This is a genomic window from Pseudovibrio sp. Ad26 (assembly GCF_001623285.1).
GTDB lineage: Bacteria > Pseudomonadota > Alphaproteobacteria > Rhizobiales > Stappiaceae > Pseudovibrio > Pseudovibrio ascidiaceicola.
This window is the reverse complement of the sequence record NZ_LMCE01000047.1, coordinates 1-15,589: the sequence shown is the minus strand read 5'-3', so window position 1 is coordinate 15,589 and position 15,589 is coordinate 1. Positions and strand designations below refer to the sequence as shown.

Annotated in this window: 14 protein-coding genes; 9 read left to right on the top strand and 5 right to left on the bottom strand. The window is 48.4% G+C overall.

Going from position 1 to position 15,589, the window contains the following annotated elements; translation table 11 throughout:
- The first annotated feature begins 35 nt into the window (after positions 1-35).
- The 5 genes from soxC (at position 36) to PsAD26_RS29935 (ending at position 5,258) form a co-directional block, all read left to right on the top strand.
- Entirely contained in the window at positions 36-1,301 is a 1,266-nt protein-coding gene (soxC, locus tag PsAD26_RS06545) for a sulfite dehydrogenase (protein WP_084403597.1), read from the top strand.
- Positions 1,285-2,340 (top strand): c-type cytochrome, encoded by a 1,056-nt coding sequence (locus PsAD26_RS06540; RefSeq protein ID WP_063309760.1) that lies wholly within the window; start codon positions 1,285-1,287, stop codon positions 2,338-2,340. The genes soxC and PsAD26_RS06540 overlap by 17 nt, the downstream gene beginning before the upstream one ends.
- A complete protein-coding gene (locus PsAD26_RS06535) occupies positions 2,337-3,038 on the top strand; it encodes a c-type cytochrome (protein ID WP_063306479.1) in 702 nt (233 codons plus the stop codon). Before PsAD26_RS06540 ends, PsAD26_RS06535 begins: the two co-directional genes overlap by 4 nt.
- A 105-nt stretch (positions 3,039-3,143) precedes the next feature.
- Complete coding sequence (locus PsAD26_RS06530) at positions 3,144-4,409, top strand: NAD(P)/FAD-dependent oxidoreductase (RefSeq protein WP_063309759.1); 1,266 nt, start codon at positions 3,144-3,146, stop codon at positions 4,407-4,409.
- A gap of 693 nt (positions 4,410-5,102) precedes the next feature.
- Complete coding sequence (locus PsAD26_RS29935) at positions 5,103-5,258, top strand: hypothetical protein (protein WP_208985545.1); 156 nt, start codon at positions 5,103-5,105, stop codon at positions 5,256-5,258.
- Between the two features lie 454 nt (positions 5,259-5,712).
- Here PsAD26_RS29935 and PsAD26_RS06520 read toward each other — a convergent pair whose 3' ends face one another.
- From PsAD26_RS06520 to PsAD26_RS30135, 3 genes are read right to left on the bottom strand one after another with little or no spacing between them, the layout of a single operon-like run.
- The gene (locus PsAD26_RS06520; RefSeq protein ID WP_063309757.1) at positions 5,713-8,421 is read right to left on the bottom strand and encodes a hypothetical protein; all 2,709 of its coding nucleotides are present in this window, start codon (positions 8,419-8,421) and stop codon (positions 5,713-5,715) included.
- A gap of 46 nt (positions 8,422-8,467) precedes the next feature.
- The gene (locus tag PsAD26_RS06515) at positions 8,468-9,301 is read right to left on the bottom strand and encodes a hypothetical protein (RefSeq protein ID WP_063309756.1); all 834 of its coding nucleotides are present in this window, start codon (positions 9,299-9,301) and stop codon (positions 8,468-8,470) included.
- Complete coding sequence (locus PsAD26_RS30135; RefSeq protein WP_206599998.1) at positions 9,291-9,578, bottom strand: hypothetical protein; 288 nt, start codon at positions 9,576-9,578, stop codon at positions 9,291-9,293. Before PsAD26_RS30135 ends, PsAD26_RS06515 begins: the two co-directional genes overlap by 11 nt.
- 631 nt (positions 9,579-10,209) lie before the next feature.
- On the opposite strand from PsAD26_RS30135, the gene PsAD26_RS06505 reads away from it, so the two are divergent.
- Together PsAD26_RS06505 and PsAD26_RS06500 are read left to right on the top strand one after the other, a co-directional pair.
- A complete protein-coding gene (locus PsAD26_RS06505) occupies positions 10,210-11,109 on the top strand; it encodes an FkbM family methyltransferase (protein WP_084403596.1) in 900 nt (299 codons plus the stop codon).
- Positions 11,110-11,178: 69 nt separating this feature from the next.
- Entirely contained in the window at positions 11,179-12,315 is a 1,137-nt protein-coding gene (locus PsAD26_RS06500) for a hypothetical protein (protein WP_063309754.1), read from the top strand.
- A 137-nt stretch (positions 12,316-12,452) separates the two neighbouring features.
- Here PsAD26_RS06500 and PsAD26_RS29640 read toward each other — a convergent pair whose 3' ends face one another.
- Complete coding sequence (locus PsAD26_RS29640) at positions 12,453-12,602, bottom strand: hypothetical protein (RefSeq protein WP_159437997.1); 150 nt, start codon at positions 12,600-12,602, stop codon at positions 12,453-12,455.
- A 649-nt stretch (positions 12,603-13,251) separates the two neighbouring features.
- Between PsAD26_RS29640 and PsAD26_RS29925 the strand changes: the two genes are divergently transcribed.
- A complete protein-coding gene (locus PsAD26_RS29925; RefSeq protein WP_063309753.1) occupies positions 13,252-13,842 on the top strand; it encodes a hypothetical protein in 591 nt (196 codons plus the stop codon).
- Positions 13,843-14,094: 252 nt separating this feature from the next.
- Here PsAD26_RS29925 and PsAD26_RS29815 read toward each other — a convergent pair whose 3' ends face one another.
- Positions 14,095-14,280 carry a hypothetical protein gene (locus PsAD26_RS29815; protein WP_206599997.1) on the bottom strand — a complete coding sequence of 62 codons (186 nt, stop codon included), beginning with the start codon at positions 14,278-14,280 and terminating at the stop codon, positions 14,095-14,097.
- A 902-nt stretch (positions 14,281-15,182) separates the two neighbouring features.
- On the opposite strand from PsAD26_RS29815, the gene PsAD26_RS06490 reads away from it, so the two are divergent.
- On the top strand, positions 15,183-15,509 hold the full coding sequence (locus PsAD26_RS06490; RefSeq protein ID WP_193758264.1) for a hypothetical protein: 327 nt from the start codon (positions 15,183-15,185) through the stop codon (positions 15,507-15,509).
- Positions 15,510-15,589 lie beyond the last annotated feature (80 nt).

Here is a 15,589-nt window from a genome sequence, read left to right as displayed (position 1 = left end):
AACCCCTACGGATTTTGAGATGACGAGTAATTGACATGAGTGAAAGACTAAAGTCACCTACCCGCCGAAACCTCCTGAAAGGCGGGGCCTTGCTGAGTGGAGCTGCCTTGACTGGCGCTGCGCTTCCGGCAAGGGCGAATGACCCTGCCATCACCAATCTGCAGCCGTGGATGCAGGAGCTGGGAGACGGTGTTGATGCCATGCCTTATGGCGTGCCCTCGCAATATGAAGCGCATGTGAAACGGCGCACTGTGGAATGGCTGACGGCTGACCGCGTGAGTTCGATCAACTTTACGCCGTTGCATGAGCTGGACGGAATCATCACACCGAACGGCCTGTGCTTTGAGCGGCACCATGGCGGGGCTGCTCATATTGACCCTTCCCAGCATCGTTTGATGATCAACGGTCTGGTGGACAAAGAGCTTGTGTTCACCATGGAGGACATTCTGCGCTTCCCACGGGAGAACCGGATCTACTTTCTGGAATGTGCGGCTAACTCCGGCATGGAGTGGCGCGGGGCGCAGCTTAACGGCTGTCAGTTCACCCATGGCATGATCCATAACGTGATGTACACCGGCGTTCCACTGCGGTTGCTGCTGGAAGAAGCTGGCCTGAAGACCAACGCCAAGTGGTTGATGCCGGAAGGCGCTGACGCCTCTGCCATGACCCGCTCCATTCCTTTGCAAAAGGCTTTGGATGACTGCCTTGTCGCCTTTAAGATGAACGGTGAGGCGTTGCGTCCCGAGCAAGGCTACCCGCTGCGACTGGTGGTTCCGGGGTGGGAAGGCAATATGTGGATCAAGTGGCTGCGCCGCATCGAGGTGGGCGACGAGCCGTGGCACCACAGGGAAGAGACCTCCAAATACACTGACCTGATGGAAAACGGAAAGGCGCGACGGTTTACATGGGAAATGGACTGTAAGTCCATCATCACCAATCCAAGCCCTCAGGCCCCTATTTTGCACAAGAGCGGTCATACGGTCCTGACTGGTCTGGCATGGTCTGGTCGCGGCACTATCCCGCGCGTGGACATCACGTTGGACGGCGGCAAGAACTGGCATGCTGCCCGTATGGATGGCCTGAGCTTCGACAAGTCCATGCATCGCTTCTATTTCGAGTTTGACTGGGATGGAAAGCCTCTGCTGCTGCAATCGCGTGCGCATGATTCCACAGGCTACATCCAGCCAACGAAAAACGAACTTCGCGCTGTTCGCGGCGAAAACTCCATCTACCACAACAACGGAATCCACACCTGGTACGTTAGCGAAAATGGTGAGGCGGAAAATGTTGAAATTTCTTAGTGTTCTTGCGACTGGAACGCTGCTGCTCACCAACGCGGCGACAGCCGGTTCTTTCAATATTGGCCGTGCAGCCACCCCTGCTGAAGTGGCCGCATGGAATATTGATGTACGCCCTGATGGACAGGGATTGCCTGCCGGGCGTGGAAACGTGGAGCAAGGCGAAGAGATTTTTGCCGAACGCTGTGCCGTGTGCCACGGAGACTTCGCCGAGGGTGTTGATCGCTGGCCGGTTCTTTCCGGCGGGGACGGTACACTGACATCCGATCGCCCGGTTAAGACCATCGGCTCTTACTGGCCGTATCTCTCAACCGTGTTTGACTATGTGAACCGCGCCATGCCGTTTGGCGAGGCGCAGTCGTTGAAGCCAGATGAAGTCTACGCCATCACGGCCTTCCTGCTTTACGCCAACGATCTTGTTGAGGATGACTTTGAGCTGAGCCAGGAGAACTTCACCTCCGTTCGCCTGCCAAATGAAGACGGCTTTTACATGGATGATCGCGAAGAGTCGCCGGTCTTCAAGAAACGCGATGTCTGCATGAAAGACTGCAAAGCGGAAGTCAAGATCACCGCACGGGCTCAGGTTCTGGATGTGACACCGGAAGAGACGAAAGCAGCTGAGGAAGCAGCAGCAGCACCTGAAGAACCCAAAGCCGACGTTGTGGCTGCCGCAGAACCAGCACCAGTTGCAGAGCCTGCTCCGGAGCCCGTTGTTCTTGATGATGCACTCATCAAGAAGGGCGCCAAGGTTTTCAAAAAATGTAAGGCCTGCCATCAGGTTGGAGAGAAAGCCAAGAACAAGGTTGGCCCGATCCTGAACGATATCATCGGTCAGCAGGCGGCTGTGGTTTCCGGCTTCAAATACTCCAAGGCCCTGCAAAAGCTCAATGGCGACGGCCTTGTCTGGTCTGACGAAAATCTGGATGTTTTCCTGACCAAGCCGAAAAAGTTTGTGAAGGGCACCAAAATGACATTCGCTGGTTTGAAGAAGGAAAAAGACCGCATTGCGCTCATCGAATTCCTGAAGAGTCACTCCCAATGAGAGCACTGATACCTGCCCTCGTCCTCACACTTGGCTTTCTGTCAGGGGCAACTTCGGTCGCCTCTGCTCAGGATATTGCACGCGGGGAACGCCTGTTCAATGCCTGTTTGCGATGCCACGATGTTGGCAAGGATGCCAAGAACCGCATTGGCCCTCACCTGAATGGCGTGTTTGACCGGAAGGCTGCAACGATTGAAGGCGCGACATACTCAAAGGCCATGAAGCGTGCGGGCGCTGATGGCCTGCGCTGGACAATCGACACGCTGAACATCTACATTCAAAACCCTAAGAATCTCGTCTCCGGTACACGCATGAACTACAGGGGTATGAGAAAGGAAAAGGATCGCTCTGATCTGCTCGCTTATCTGCGCCAGTTTTCCGTGAGCCCTGCCAACATTCCAGAGGCTTCTGCCAGCCTTTTGCAGCAGGATGCTCCAAGTCTTCACGAAGAAACTTATCTGGATGGAGATGCTGAATATGGCGAATATCTATCAGGTGAATGTACCAGTTGCCATCAATCCAGCGGAGCGGACAAAGGGATCCCTTCCATCACGGGTTGGTCGCAACCAGACTTTGTGATTGCGCTGCGGGCCTACAAAAAGGGACATAGGCCTCATCCCGTCATGCAGATGATCGCCAAACGGCTCTCGGAGGAGGAGATTGCTGCGCTGGCGGCTTATTTTAAAGAATTGCATTAGAGCGGGGCCTCTTTGACTGGCTTTGCTCAAATAATTGTTTTCACGCGTATTCCTATCAAAACCGGAGATATTTCCGGGCATACGCTTTAGGGGAGGAATTGACATATGAGACTGAACCGACGTCGTTTTTTAGGGACTGCAGCGGCAAGCGCGGCGCTCTTGTCCTCTCCTATCGCCCTGGGGCAAAAACGGCCCCGTGTGGTCGTCATTGGCGGCGGTGCTGGCGGGGCAACTGCTGCCCGCTACATTGCCAAGGATTCCGATGGTGCGATTGAGGTGATCCTCATTGAACCCTCCCGTACTTACTACACCTGCTTCTTCTCCAACCTGGCCATTGGCGGTTTCCAGCCCATGTCCAAGCTGGCACACTCCTACGGCACGTTGGCCAGCGAGTATGGTGTAACCGTCGTGCATGACTGGGCCTCTGACGTGGACCGTGAGAAAAAGGTGGTTCGGCTCGCAGGCGGCGATGCCATCTCCTATGATCGCCTTGTCCTGTCTCCGGGTATCGACTTTGTAAAAGGGGCGATTGAAGGCTGGGATGTGACTGCCCAGACCAAGATGCCTCACGCCTATAAAGCTGGTACACAGACACAGCTGCTGAAGGCGCAGGTTGAGGCCATGCCGGAAGGTGGCACCTTTGCCATGGTCGCTCCGCCCAACCCGTACCGCTGTCCTCCCGGCCCTTATGAGCGCGTCTCCATGGTTGCTCATGTGCTGAAACAGCGAAACCCGACTGCCAAGATCCTCATTCTTGATCCAAAGGAGAAGTTCTCCAAGCAAGGCCTGTTCATGGAAGGCTGGGAGAACCACTACACAGGTATGGTGGACTGGCTGACCGACGAGTTTACCGGAGGTGTTCAGCGTGTTGACCCGAACACCATGGAAATTGTGCTGGAAGACGAGACCATCAAAGCGGATGTTTGCAACGTGATCCCGGCGATGCAGGCTGGTAGCATCGCACATCAGGCAGGCCTGACCAACGAGGCAGGTTGGTGTCCGATCGTTCCGGCAACACTGCAAAGCCAGATGGATGAAAACATTCATGTGCTTGGTGATGCGACCCAGAACGGTGATATGCCCAAGTCCGGCTATTCTGCCAACAGCCAGGCCAAAGCTGCCGCCATGGCGATCCGTCATGCCCTTACCGGCTCCCGCGCGTTCAAACCACGGTTCTCCAACACCTGCTGGTCGCTGATCTCACCAGACAACGGCGTGAAGGTTGGTGCAAGCTATGTGGCCACGGATGAGAAGATCGCCAAAGTGGATGGCTTCATCTCCCAAAACAACGAGGACGACGCCCTGCGCAAGCAAACCTTTGAGGAAAGCCTCGGCTGGTACGCTGGCATGACTGCGGACATGTTTGGGTAAGGGATGTAACTGCGGGGTGCTCCCCGGGTTTGTTGGGGTGTTCGGCAAGTTGCTTGGTATGGCTGGTTGTTCCTAGCTACTGACGTGTGATAAATGACTTGTGAGAGCTTAAGGTTCTGGGCGCAGTAAGCCTCGCCTCTTGAGTGTAACAGGATAGTCACAGCAGTTGCTTTTAATGCGTATTAGGACGGCACTAAGTAACTTCAGCAAGTGTGAGGAACTCAAAAACTGGCAAGATGGAGTTGGGCAGTTGCTTGATAACAGCATCCGAGATTTGAAAAGCTCAAATCACTTATCCTCGGAGTGCATTACATAGCGTTTCAACAACACCATCCGAGGTAGGGGGATAGATTTTTTCTATCCCCTTTTGTGGCTTGAGTGCAGAGCCGATGTTTGCTGAAGTTATCCGACAGACATAAAAACGCAATCTCAACTCCAATAACACAAACGAACGCAGATAAGAACGTAACACCATTTCGACTGCGTTTAGTACTACACATACTGTACTACGCCGCTTCATGCGCAGACATCCGCTGCCTATCATTTGCGTTGATCACTTAGACGTTCTGCTTCACCAACAAGGAGATCGCGACGCAGCTTGGGACGCTTCCGCCGGGCCGGACGCCGAGCAAAGCTGAATGGCGACGGCTGAGCCAGCAATTCAAGGTACATCAGAACGAGCGCCTCGCCCGCATGGAGCGTTTGAGATCGCAGCTGGAAGGCTGTATGGGATGCGGTTGCCTGTCTCTGGACAAATGCGAGCTTTACAACGCTGGCGACGCCGCCTCCAGCTACGGCCGTGGCCCCCACTTCGTCTATGGCGACAAGTCATTCAGAAAGGACAGCTAGGCTGCAATTATACGTGTTGTAATGTTTTCAGAATCTAGGCAACAAAAAACCCGCTAAGCTTTTGGTTTAGCGGGTTTAATATTTGTTTGCGGGGGTAGGATTTGAACTTACAACCTTCAGGTTATGAGCCTAATTTAGAAAAGTCTGCGATAAAGTATTTATCAGCGACTTAGCCCACAAGCGCTTGATACAGTGCAGCAACTCTCACAAAAGGTAACGAAGTATACGAGATTAAACGACATCTTCTGCAGTTCAAAATGCGTATGGCGGTTGACGTAATGTTGACGCAGAATGTTCGACATTCAAGTATCTTGAAACTCCTACAAGAAATCACATTTATAAATAAACTAGCTGACAAAGGAAATCGCTCTTCTATAAGGAGGCAAAGGAGCGGAAAGCTGCAATCTAGTAATAGAAATTTTGCGCTTGCGGGCAGATGTACTTCAAATACGAGTTAAGCACTTTCGGTATGATAAGCCTTTAAGCCTGCTTCCCTCTTAGGAGCGAGATGTGTATTTTCATACTGAACTAATTTTATTCTTGGATCCTGTGATAAGATGGAATTGATAACATAATTTCTTTCAATCTGGGGTTTGTGTCTAGAACGGCCAGCAGCATCCATCGAACCCGGTGCCGCACGTATCGTATGCCCAGACTGAAAAAAATCAAATCCAACAAGGGATAACTCGCTAAACTGTTGTTTGCTTAGGTACTCAATCCAGATCAAGCCCGAGGTTGGCTCCGACTTTAGTCTTCGCCTCAGTTCCCCGGTAATGCTTCCCTCTAGTCGCTTGACTTCATGTCGCATGATGAATTTGTGCGAAAGAAAATGAAGGCTTGAATGACACGCAACCGGCAACGCACCAGGAAATGCATTTGCAAAAAAATGCTGACGTGACTGATCTGCTGTTGAACAAGACCATATATCAGTCTTGCCACCTGTAGCTTGAATAGCTGTGTGTTTTTCCAGAGTACTTTGGGGTGCATCGGGCGATAAAACAGTATATTTCTCTAAACCGCTTGATCGTTGATCCGTAAATTCTCCATAGACATGTTCTTTCGGAAACATTGCAGCTGTTGCATCAGAACGAACAAGATACGGGCATCCAAGGTTCATACGAATAACAATTTCATGACCATCGATGAACAAGCCAAGTTTGTGCCGAAGAAGGCTTGATGCATTCCCAACTAGGATAACACGTTTATCTAAAAAGATATTTTCATCCAAAACGGGTAAAAGCCGCTTATTTATTGCTCTAGCCACTACTTGCGCTATGTGTTTTCTAGTTACCTTCTTCACTCGATTTTGGGTAACATCATACCCCCCTGTAATCGCACCAATCACCTGTTTGATGGAACTTGCGGCTCCTTTTTTGACAGCTCTAGAGCTACGTAATCCTTTCTTTCCAATCGATAACTCCTCAAGAAGAGACGACTGTACTTTGTTTTCGAGCAATCTGTCGGCAGTTGCGTGAAGACGGTCCTTTACCATAGGTTCATCGAGTTTGAGCCCGATATCATAAAGATACCAGGACAAGAACTTATCATAGCGCTTAAGATATTTATCTCGCGGCTCGCGCAGCAGTGAATCATAAGCAGTATCAATTTCCCTGTCCCCCAATACGGGTGTAACAGCTTCGTCGTATACAGCTTTTCCAAAGGACATAACTGGCTTTTCGAGTAACATTGCTTCAAAGCCAACACCGCTGTTAATCACAGCGACTACCTGTGCTCTATTAATAAGATCGTGAATGTGACCTGATCTTCGAAAATACACGTAGTCACTTGCCCACCTTTCTTTCAAAGTTGCATAGAAACTCGTTCGGTCTAATGGGTGAGGCCGAACCAAGATAGGAATTTTCCGACGCTCTGCAAACTCAGCAACTTGCGCGACAAAGTCTTCTTGTGAGCAGTTGGCGTGTAATTCCAACGCCTCATCGCCAGGCATCTGCAAAGGGACCAAGATCTCAAAACTCGGTATTCTAGCTTCAGCAATTTTTCGCTGTGGCCCTTTCGTGATTTTGGCTTTCTTAAATTGAGTTTTGAATAGTGCTAGCCTCGGGTCAACCTTCACATTGCTATAAGCTCCGGAACCATTCCACAATGCGGAAGCTCCCCATCCCTCTTTTGAAGTGGTGAAGAGTAATGGCAAAAACTCTTGCATATAGAACCACAATCTTGGATCAGAAAGTTGCATGCGCGTTTTATGCGGAACGAATATTTTCTTAGCAAATGCGAGACGGGCAATAAGTTGATCATTGATCTCCCATAGAGATAAGGGTACCACTCTGACATTTTGATGTTCTTGACGGCTTGTATCCGCGAGTAAAGCTGTTGCATATCGCCATCCCATACGATGGAGTTTAGAAAGACGTTCTACTCTGATTTTGGAACTACTATTGGCAAACGGCGTTTTTGTCTCAATGTCCTGACGCAACATCAGAACAATCACAGATGGCTTGCAGTCTAAGTCATTAACAAGACTTAATGAGTGAGAGTTGGCAGCATGGGGAGACGAAATGTAGGGGGATACCGCATTTTCGTCCCAATATTTTCTTGGAAAGTCGACAACATTGGGGCTTGGTGCGATCAACTTGAGTTGTTTCATAAGAAAAGCACGGTGATCCTCAGAAGACCAGCTATCGCAACCATCTGGAAGCTTTGATACCAAGGCTCTGGCAAACTTGGCCCCCTTGACGCTTGCTTGGAACCACATAGGCCGAGTTGGGGAGTAAACATCTTCTAGATTTTGTATGTTGGGAAAAGAAAGGTGAGTTCTTTGAAACTCTATCGGTAAAATCGTTAAATCACGAACCACTCTACACTTCAGATCCAATAATACGACAGAAAGTAAGGTGTTTCTTATCAACCACTCGACCCCAAGATACGCGACTACTTCTTTGGAGAGTTTGTGTTTAGACACATCCAGATCAAGCACATATAGAATTGTCGAGAGAAGATTTTCACTGAAACATTTCAAGTGTAATCGCGCTTCCTCGCTCTGATCTGTTAGCAAAAAAACAAGTCGTAATCCTGGAGAATTTGCTTCACAGAATGCGATAAACTCCTTTGCATGGTCTTTGAACTCCTGACCACTACAAACAACAAGAATTTGCCAAAAGGAGTGATCTTGATTATCAAAGCCGTATCGACGAAGCGACATGTTTGCATACTCCCGACGTAAAGGGATCTAACTAATTCGCTAAGAGTTAGCTGGCTATTTGCCACCAAACCTCCGAACGTTTTCGATAGAGATCTGAAGATTTGCTATGCCCAACATCCTTCCGAGTACCTTTCAGATGGTCCATGTAGCGTCCGAGCTCAGAATTCACGAAGACGTGGCCTGATGCCCATCGCGATCCGAGATGCTTAAACCGTACGCGTTTTTGGCGCTCAAATTGCTTCACTAGTTCCCAAAACACGTAACTGTCGTGAGACTCCTTAAAACGCAGGAATAAACCATCTGAGTAGATTTTCTTGAAAGAGTCTGCAAAATTCTTGATTTGAGGATGACGGAGGTTGAAATCGACCCATCCGCATTCGGGGCACCCTTTCCGGTTCAGGTAAGCAGCCAACTCCCTCTTTAAAGGGGATAGCTTTTCCAGAAAAGTGAGAGGAATGGCGTCATGGGTTACAATATCTGCATCTAGCCAAATCAAGTGATCATAGATGTCTATTGATCGCTCGATGGCATCATGAATTGCGAATACTTTGTTCGAAAACCTCACTGCATCCCATCTGAAACTCTTCTCCATGTCGGGCGCAACCGGATTGATGCCATTCGCAAACTTATTGCGAGAGTAGTCTTCTTTGAAAGAGACAAGATCATTGAGCACTTTACGCTGATTGAAAACAACAACATTCGGCGCATCAAATTCTACCTTGGCACCTTCAGCATACACAAATAGTTTCACCTCCTGAGGCCAGTATTTAATAAAGCTACGTAGAAAATTCTTGCCGTATTTCTCATATCCTTGTCGATTAAACGTTGTCACTGCTGCAAAACTGGCTATTCGTTTCTTCTTGATAGAACTAAGCCACATTAGCTGGCTCCTCATCAACTGCGAAAAGCATTTGCTGTTTGTATTTAAGCCAATCAGTATTCTCATATGTACTGAAATAAGGCTCACCTATAGTGTAATGGATCAAGGCGGCATTTGGGTTCTTCTCGTAAACGCCCACCAAATGGTTCCATTCCAGAGGCAAAGCACCAATGTCATCATCACTTAATAGCCATTTGAACTGATGCAACTCTAAACCATTACGTATGTTAACATATTCCTTAGTAAGATTCCCATATTTCGTGTTATTGAACAGCATTACACTCGACCATTTTTTCTCATATCGTGTCTGCGGGATTGCAGAAACCTTATTTTTTCTGATGGCGTATAATCATGCTTACAGAACATAACCGCATATTTATCGCCGCGTAGCCCCCATAAATCTCTAATGTCTCGTCGCAGTCCATGAAAATTCTCCATCCTTCATATTGAGAGAGATAAGGACCCAAGAACCGACTGAACGAAAACTGCGTTGACTTTAGGGGGATGTACTTCCCACCAATTTCCGTCTTTCAAATGCGACAATGCAATGGGTACGAGCGCGACTGGTATAGTTGAAATTTGAATTATGGTCTGGCTAAGCACATGAAAGACTATTGCTTCTCGGGGATCAAATCCAACAAAGATAGGAGCAACATTCATCTGAAATCCCACGACGAGCCCCCCAAATATAAAAAACAGTGAAACGCCACAACTTGATTAGTTGCCGTATTGCCTATGCTCAACCCGCGAAATAAAGCTGATAGCAATAAGCCAATATAAATCGCGGTAGTTACTATGAAAATTCATCCTAATATGATGACACCAATTAAATTACAGGATCGTATGAGCGTTTTATATCGAACTAGAATATATTTATTTGGAGTTCACTTAAAGGGCATAAGTTAGCAATGTTGACATTGAGCAAAAACTCCGAAACTTCACTGAAGTCAGCCTCAGGCGCGGATGAAACGTGGTCCGGAGAAAAGACCACTGAACGACTGAACGATTTAGAAAAACGAGTTCGTCAACTAGAGCGCAAATATAAGCAAGAATATTCGCCTGAAACAAGTTTACGCGCGCGCTCTATGGTTCAAAATTTTTGCAAACACTTAACCCCAATGGACCCCGTTGGCTTGTTTTTTGAACGGGTTGGTAGAAACCTCGACGGAGGCTATGTGATGGCAAAGCACTATGCCGAATCTGGGATTGCTTATTCACTTGGTATCAAGGCAGACGTTTCCTGGGATATCGGCATGGTTGAACGCGGGTACAAAATTTTTCAGTACGATCATACGATTGATGCCTTACCTTTTGAACATCCCTGCTTTAATTTCCGAAAGCAAGGTATTACTGGCGAAACATCTGCCCACGGAATGTTTTCATCTTTATCAAGACAAATAAAAGAAAATGATCACTTTAATGAAACAGAAATGATTCTAAAAATGGATATAGAAGGGCATGAATGGAGCGTGTTTAACGACATTGCAGAAGACAATATTCGCTGCTTTTCCCAAATTTTAGTAGAGATCCATGGCTTAAAAGATGTAGACAAACTCGTATGGCAACGAACTCGTCTGCCTGGTTTGGAGAAACTGGCAAAGACGCATCAAGTTGTTCATGTTCATGCAAATAACAACTCTGAACTCAGAATAATTGGCGGCTACCCAATCCCCACCACAATGGAACTCACACTTCTACGGAAAGATATTTGTGACTTCAAACCGTGTAAGCGTAACTTTCCTACTGAAATAGACCAGCCTAATAACCCTAATTATGCAGAGCACATTCTAGGAACCTTCCAGTTCTGACAAAAACCCCTTTAACAATACTCATACATTGAGCCACTAGATCCTCTTGCTTCTAGGAGTGACAAGATTTTGCTGTTCTCGCTGAAAGTCAGAAGAAAATGGCGGAAACGCCTGAACAACTGGTATATTTCGTATACCGATCCACAATATTTCGCGGTAAAACTGCGCCTGCTGAAGCGACGCCTTAATAAAGTAGCACCGCGCCAACATATTATCCTGACCAACGTTCTACAATGGAAACGACGTGCCATAGCCGAATACTTTCTCGATAACTTTGATCAAACTATTCATTTTGTCGAAAATAATACCTCTAAGATAGATATTGAGCGTTTTCTTCGCGACAAGACCGAGCCAATAGTCGCTGTATGGGGCTATGGTGGCAACAAGCATCTGTTGAAAGCAGCTAAGAAAAAGAAATGGGAAGTTTGGCGACTGGAAGACGGGTTTATCCGATCTGTCGGTTTGGGCGTTCAATATGCTCCTCTCGCCAGCTTTATACTGGACAAGACTGGTGGGCTTTACTTTGACCCCCGAGTGCCGTCTCAAGTGGAAAGAATTCTGAACGACACTATTTTTTCAGAAGAGCAGCGACAATTTGCTCGCAATTGTATAGCTGAAGTAACATCTAAAAACATCACCAAATACAACTTGAGTGAAAATGGTTGCAAGGACGTAAAACTACCGGACAAACCGCTAATTTTGGTGTTTGGTCAGTTTGAAGGGGACGCCTCCCTCAAATATGGAGGAGGACAATTTAAACTGAACACCGATTTGATTGATCTGGCATTAATCGAAAATCCTGACGCTGCAATCATCTATCGTGAACACCCTGATATTACATCTGGGCTTAGACCTTCTAAATCAGATGTCACCCCATACCTTGATCGAATCCAATTGCTACCAAGCGATTACCCTGTCTGGCTTCACTTACCTAAGTTTGACAAAGTCTATGTGATCACTTCGTTGGCAGGTTTTGAAGCTGCAATCAGAGGTGCAAAAGTTCGCGTTGCAGGCTCCCCTTTCTATGCTGGATGGGGCATCACGCAAGACTTAGAGGAACATCCCCGCCGCAAGAAAGCACGCAGTGTTGAGGAAGTATTCTACGCAGCGTATCTGAAAGGAGCCATCTACCTGAATCCTGGAACGGGCAAAACAACAAACTTCGAGGACACTTTACAATATGTACAAGCAATGAAAAGACAATAGCGCGGAAGGGCGGCCCTCACAATGGCATCGCTAATTGCCTTTATGTTTTGACTCATTACATTTGGAAACATCACTATAGCGTGGCAACTCTCTAAAATAGCTTTTAAGAAGTACGCACTGCTAATTTTGACATCCCATTAGTTAAGCAACTGATTCTGAGAATAGATGCGCTTTTTGAAATAGACTTTGCCAAGACCGGACAGCATGGTTTCATTAACATTTTCAGGGTCATTGTCGACACATATCATCCTGATTGCATTTCCAGTGATTTTTGCTGTTTCAGGCACGCATTACCCTCCTGCTAGCAATATGATTGCACACCCTCGAGTGCTTCTCTTGCCTCGTATCTTCGCCATCCTCCCTTCAATTATACAGCCCACTCACCTTCCAACATCTTTGACTACTTTTGAACGCTTATACGCATAAAACTCCGTACTCCACACTCTCTGAACCTGCCTACATGCAACACTAATAAATTCTGATCTTGCACGTTCTGGCACACCTCGCATTACTGTCAGCCTTATTGGGGGGAAGAGTGTCACGCCGACATCGCCTTACAGAAAAGATCGCCCGCAATGCCACCCGTGGAGTTCGTCAGTACCAGCTGTTTGACAGCGTGGTGCCCGGCTGTGCCTGGTAATTTACAAGTCCGGCACCAAGACGTTTAACGTGTCCTACCGCGTCAATGGCCGCCAGCATCGTTACACGATCGGCCAATGGCCTGCATGGAGTGTGGTTGCAACACGAGAGCGAGCCAAAAAAAATCCGCCGAGAGATTGAACTCGATTGTGACCCGCTGGGCAACCAGGAAGCAGAACGTGTTATCCAGCGTGTGAGTGATCTAATTGAGCGTTACATAGAAGGGCACCTACCCAAACTTGCCGCTCGCAATCAGACAGACCAAATTTTCATGCTGAATAAATTGGTGCTGCCACAGTGGAAGAACCTTCTGGTGCACGGGATTTTATCTGCGAACGTCAACAAGCTGCTCAGCGTAGTGGCCGCTGGGCGACATCGTCCTGCAAAAAAGCAAAACGCCGAAGCAAACCAAAATCCACACCGAGCCGCGCCAATCGTCTTGGCGAGATCCTACAAAAAATGTTTAATTTGTCGGTGCAATGGAAGATGCGTATCGACAACCCTACGCAAGGGTTCCACAAGAGGACCGAGAATGCCTGCGTGCGCTTTCTATCCTTTAACGAGATCAACCGTCTGCCAAAAGCTCTTGAGAACAGCAAAGACAAACGCGGGGCTGATGTGATCCGCCTCTGCCCTCTCACAGGCTCACATCTTTGCGAAGTAAGATTTACCCATTTTGAGCAGTTCAACCTCGAACTGCTGACCTGGTTCAAACCAGCTACCTATACCAAGCAGAAGCGTAGCCACCGCCTGCCCATATCTCCTGAAGTCGCGGATTTAGTCGTCAGGCGGCATCTGTCGTACCAAAACCCTGCCCCTGGCGGTTTCCGGGAGACGTTCCAGACAAACCCGTTCATGAAATGCGACGTTATTGGCAAGGCATCTTGAAACAGGCAGAGATCTGCGATGTCCTCATTCATGATCTGCGCCATACGTTTGCGTCTCTTCTTGTGTCTGGAGGCGCTTCATTGGGGGTGATCGGTAGGCTCTTAAGCCATACTCAGATGAATACTACACAGCGTTATGCCTTTCTTATAGTATCTCCATTACGTGAAAGCGTCAATGCAGTTGCAGGTTAGAAGACCGCCAAGTCGCGCCGACACACGCAGCAAGCTGTCTTTTTTGCACCAACCTTGACTGCTAGTTCTCCCGAGCCGTTTTCAGTGTATGCCAAAGAGGCTGAATACGGCGACGGATAGTACTCATATCAGGCACCTCTCCGGCTGGAGAGACCCCAATAAGCCAGTCCAGCATCGCGCTGGCGAGCTCATTCAGGGTATTTGGGAGGCCTTGCGCAAACATATGGACATAAAGCGGTACCCACATCCCTTCCCGGTCATACTTCAGTTCACGTCCACCCCGATTACCATACCTGCCATCACGCTGACCAAGAACAAGCTTTTCTTCAAAACGATAAAGATCAGTCGCTGAAATCCAAAGCTCATCAGCTGTACCGCCAGGCTACCTTGGGCACGTAACATAAAGCAGTTCGGCACCTTTCTTGCGCAAAGGGATCATGCAGTGCACAAAGCAGGCACCCCCGCGGTTCCCAGAATTTTGAACAAATCCGATCCGCACAACTCCACCCTTCCACACACTTTTTGTGCCCCGCACACAACCATTGGCGCGCTGGTGACGAGACGAAATCGCCCACGTCCGCCCAGCCTGCAATGGTGGCAACAGGAACGCCCCAACGCGCCTCGGCTTCAAAAACTGTGAAATACTCCTTTGATGGCAGCATCATTGGTTTCCCTCCTGTGGCATCCAGCTTCTATTGGGCCCCATCAAAGAACACATCACCGCATATAGTTCGCATTCAGCCTGCCGTATAGGTCAGGCTATTTCCAGAAAAACTTAAAACCTTTACCGACTAACAACAGGCCAACTTCTCTAATTAGTAAGTCCAGCAGAGTTGATTTGACCTGGGCATCGATATTTTGAAACACTGAAAGTTCTTGCTGTAACTCGATCTCTAAAACTGGCCATTGATACCTATGAGATATTTCAGACTCTCAAGTACTTGCAGGAGCAGTTGCATCCCTTGGTTTGAGGCCACCGATACATCAGGGAGGGTGCCGGGGAGCACCTTCAGGAAGCGGTTCGATTGTCCTCAATAGGCGTTGCCTTAATGTTTGAGCACCTATGAACGCCTATACGCCCATTTGCCCTCCATGCTGAGCTTTTCCGCAAACTGTTTGAGCCCGAGCGGTTCTGCTTTGGAGGAGCACATGGAAGACAACATCCCTACCCCGGAACTCGAACCTCAACAGACACGACTCAGGGCCATCCTCGATGGTTGGATGACACGGGCTGAGCTTGCCAAGGAACTCGACGTTTGTGTCAATACGCTGAGCCGCAGGCAGACCATGCGTATTGGTCTACCATGTGCGCGCACTCGACGGCGGATGTTTTATCGCTGGGAAGCTGTATTCGACTGGCTCAAGCAAAAGGAAATCCGTGAGAACAGGATTACCCATAAGCGTGCAAGCCATCACCTGGGCCCCCGAGTGTTTGTCCCGGAGAGATGGTTGACGTTTGTTCGGGGACATGGGTGACGGTCATGTTATGATGTTAAGTCGATTTTTGCGACTGTGTTTGCTGCAAAACATACGTTGAAGATCTCAGGTTTGTCTGA

Excerpts from the sequence above, each read along its gene's own strand:
- soxC (WP_084403597.1), top strand. The coding sequence starts at position 36 with ATGAGTGAAAGACTAAAGTCACCTACCCGCCGAAACCTCCTGAAAGGC.
- PsAD26_RS06540 (WP_063309760.1), top strand. The coding sequence starts at position 1,285 with ATGTTGAAATTTCTTAGTGTTCTTGCGACTGGAACGCTGCTGCTCACC.
- PsAD26_RS06520 (WP_063309757.1), bottom strand. The coding sequence starts at position 8,421 with ATGTCGCTTCGTCGATACGGCTTTGATAATCAAGATCACTCCTTTTGG.
- PsAD26_RS06490 (WP_193758264.1), top strand. The coding sequence starts at position 15,183 with ATGGAAGACAACATCCCTACCCCGGAACTCGAACCTCAACAGACACGA.
- PsAD26_RS06535 (WP_063306479.1), top strand. The coding sequence starts at position 2,337 with ATGAGAGCACTGATACCTGCCCTCGTCCTCACACTTGGCTTTCTGTCA.
- PsAD26_RS06515 (WP_063309756.1), bottom strand. The coding sequence starts at position 9,301 with ATGTGGCTTAGTTCTATCAAGAAGAAACGAATAGCCAGTTTTGCAGCA.
- PsAD26_RS29935 (WP_208985545.1), top strand. The coding sequence starts at position 5,103 with ATGGAGCGTTTGAGATCGCAGCTGGAAGGCTGTATGGGATGCGGTTGC.
- PsAD26_RS29815 (WP_206599997.1), bottom strand. The coding sequence starts at position 14,280 with ATGTGGGTACCGCTTTATGTCCATATGTTTGCGCAAGGCCTCCCAAAT.
- PsAD26_RS06530 (WP_063309759.1), top strand. The coding sequence starts at position 3,144 with ATGAGACTGAACCGACGTCGTTTTTTAGGGACTGCAGCGGCAAGCGCG.
- PsAD26_RS30135 (WP_206599998.1), bottom strand. The coding sequence starts at position 9,578 with ATGCTGTTCAATAACACGAAATATGGGAATCTTACTAAGGAATATGTT.
- PsAD26_RS06505 (WP_084403596.1), top strand. The coding sequence starts at position 10,210 with ATGTTGACATTGAGCAAAAACTCCGAAACTTCACTGAAGTCAGCCTCA.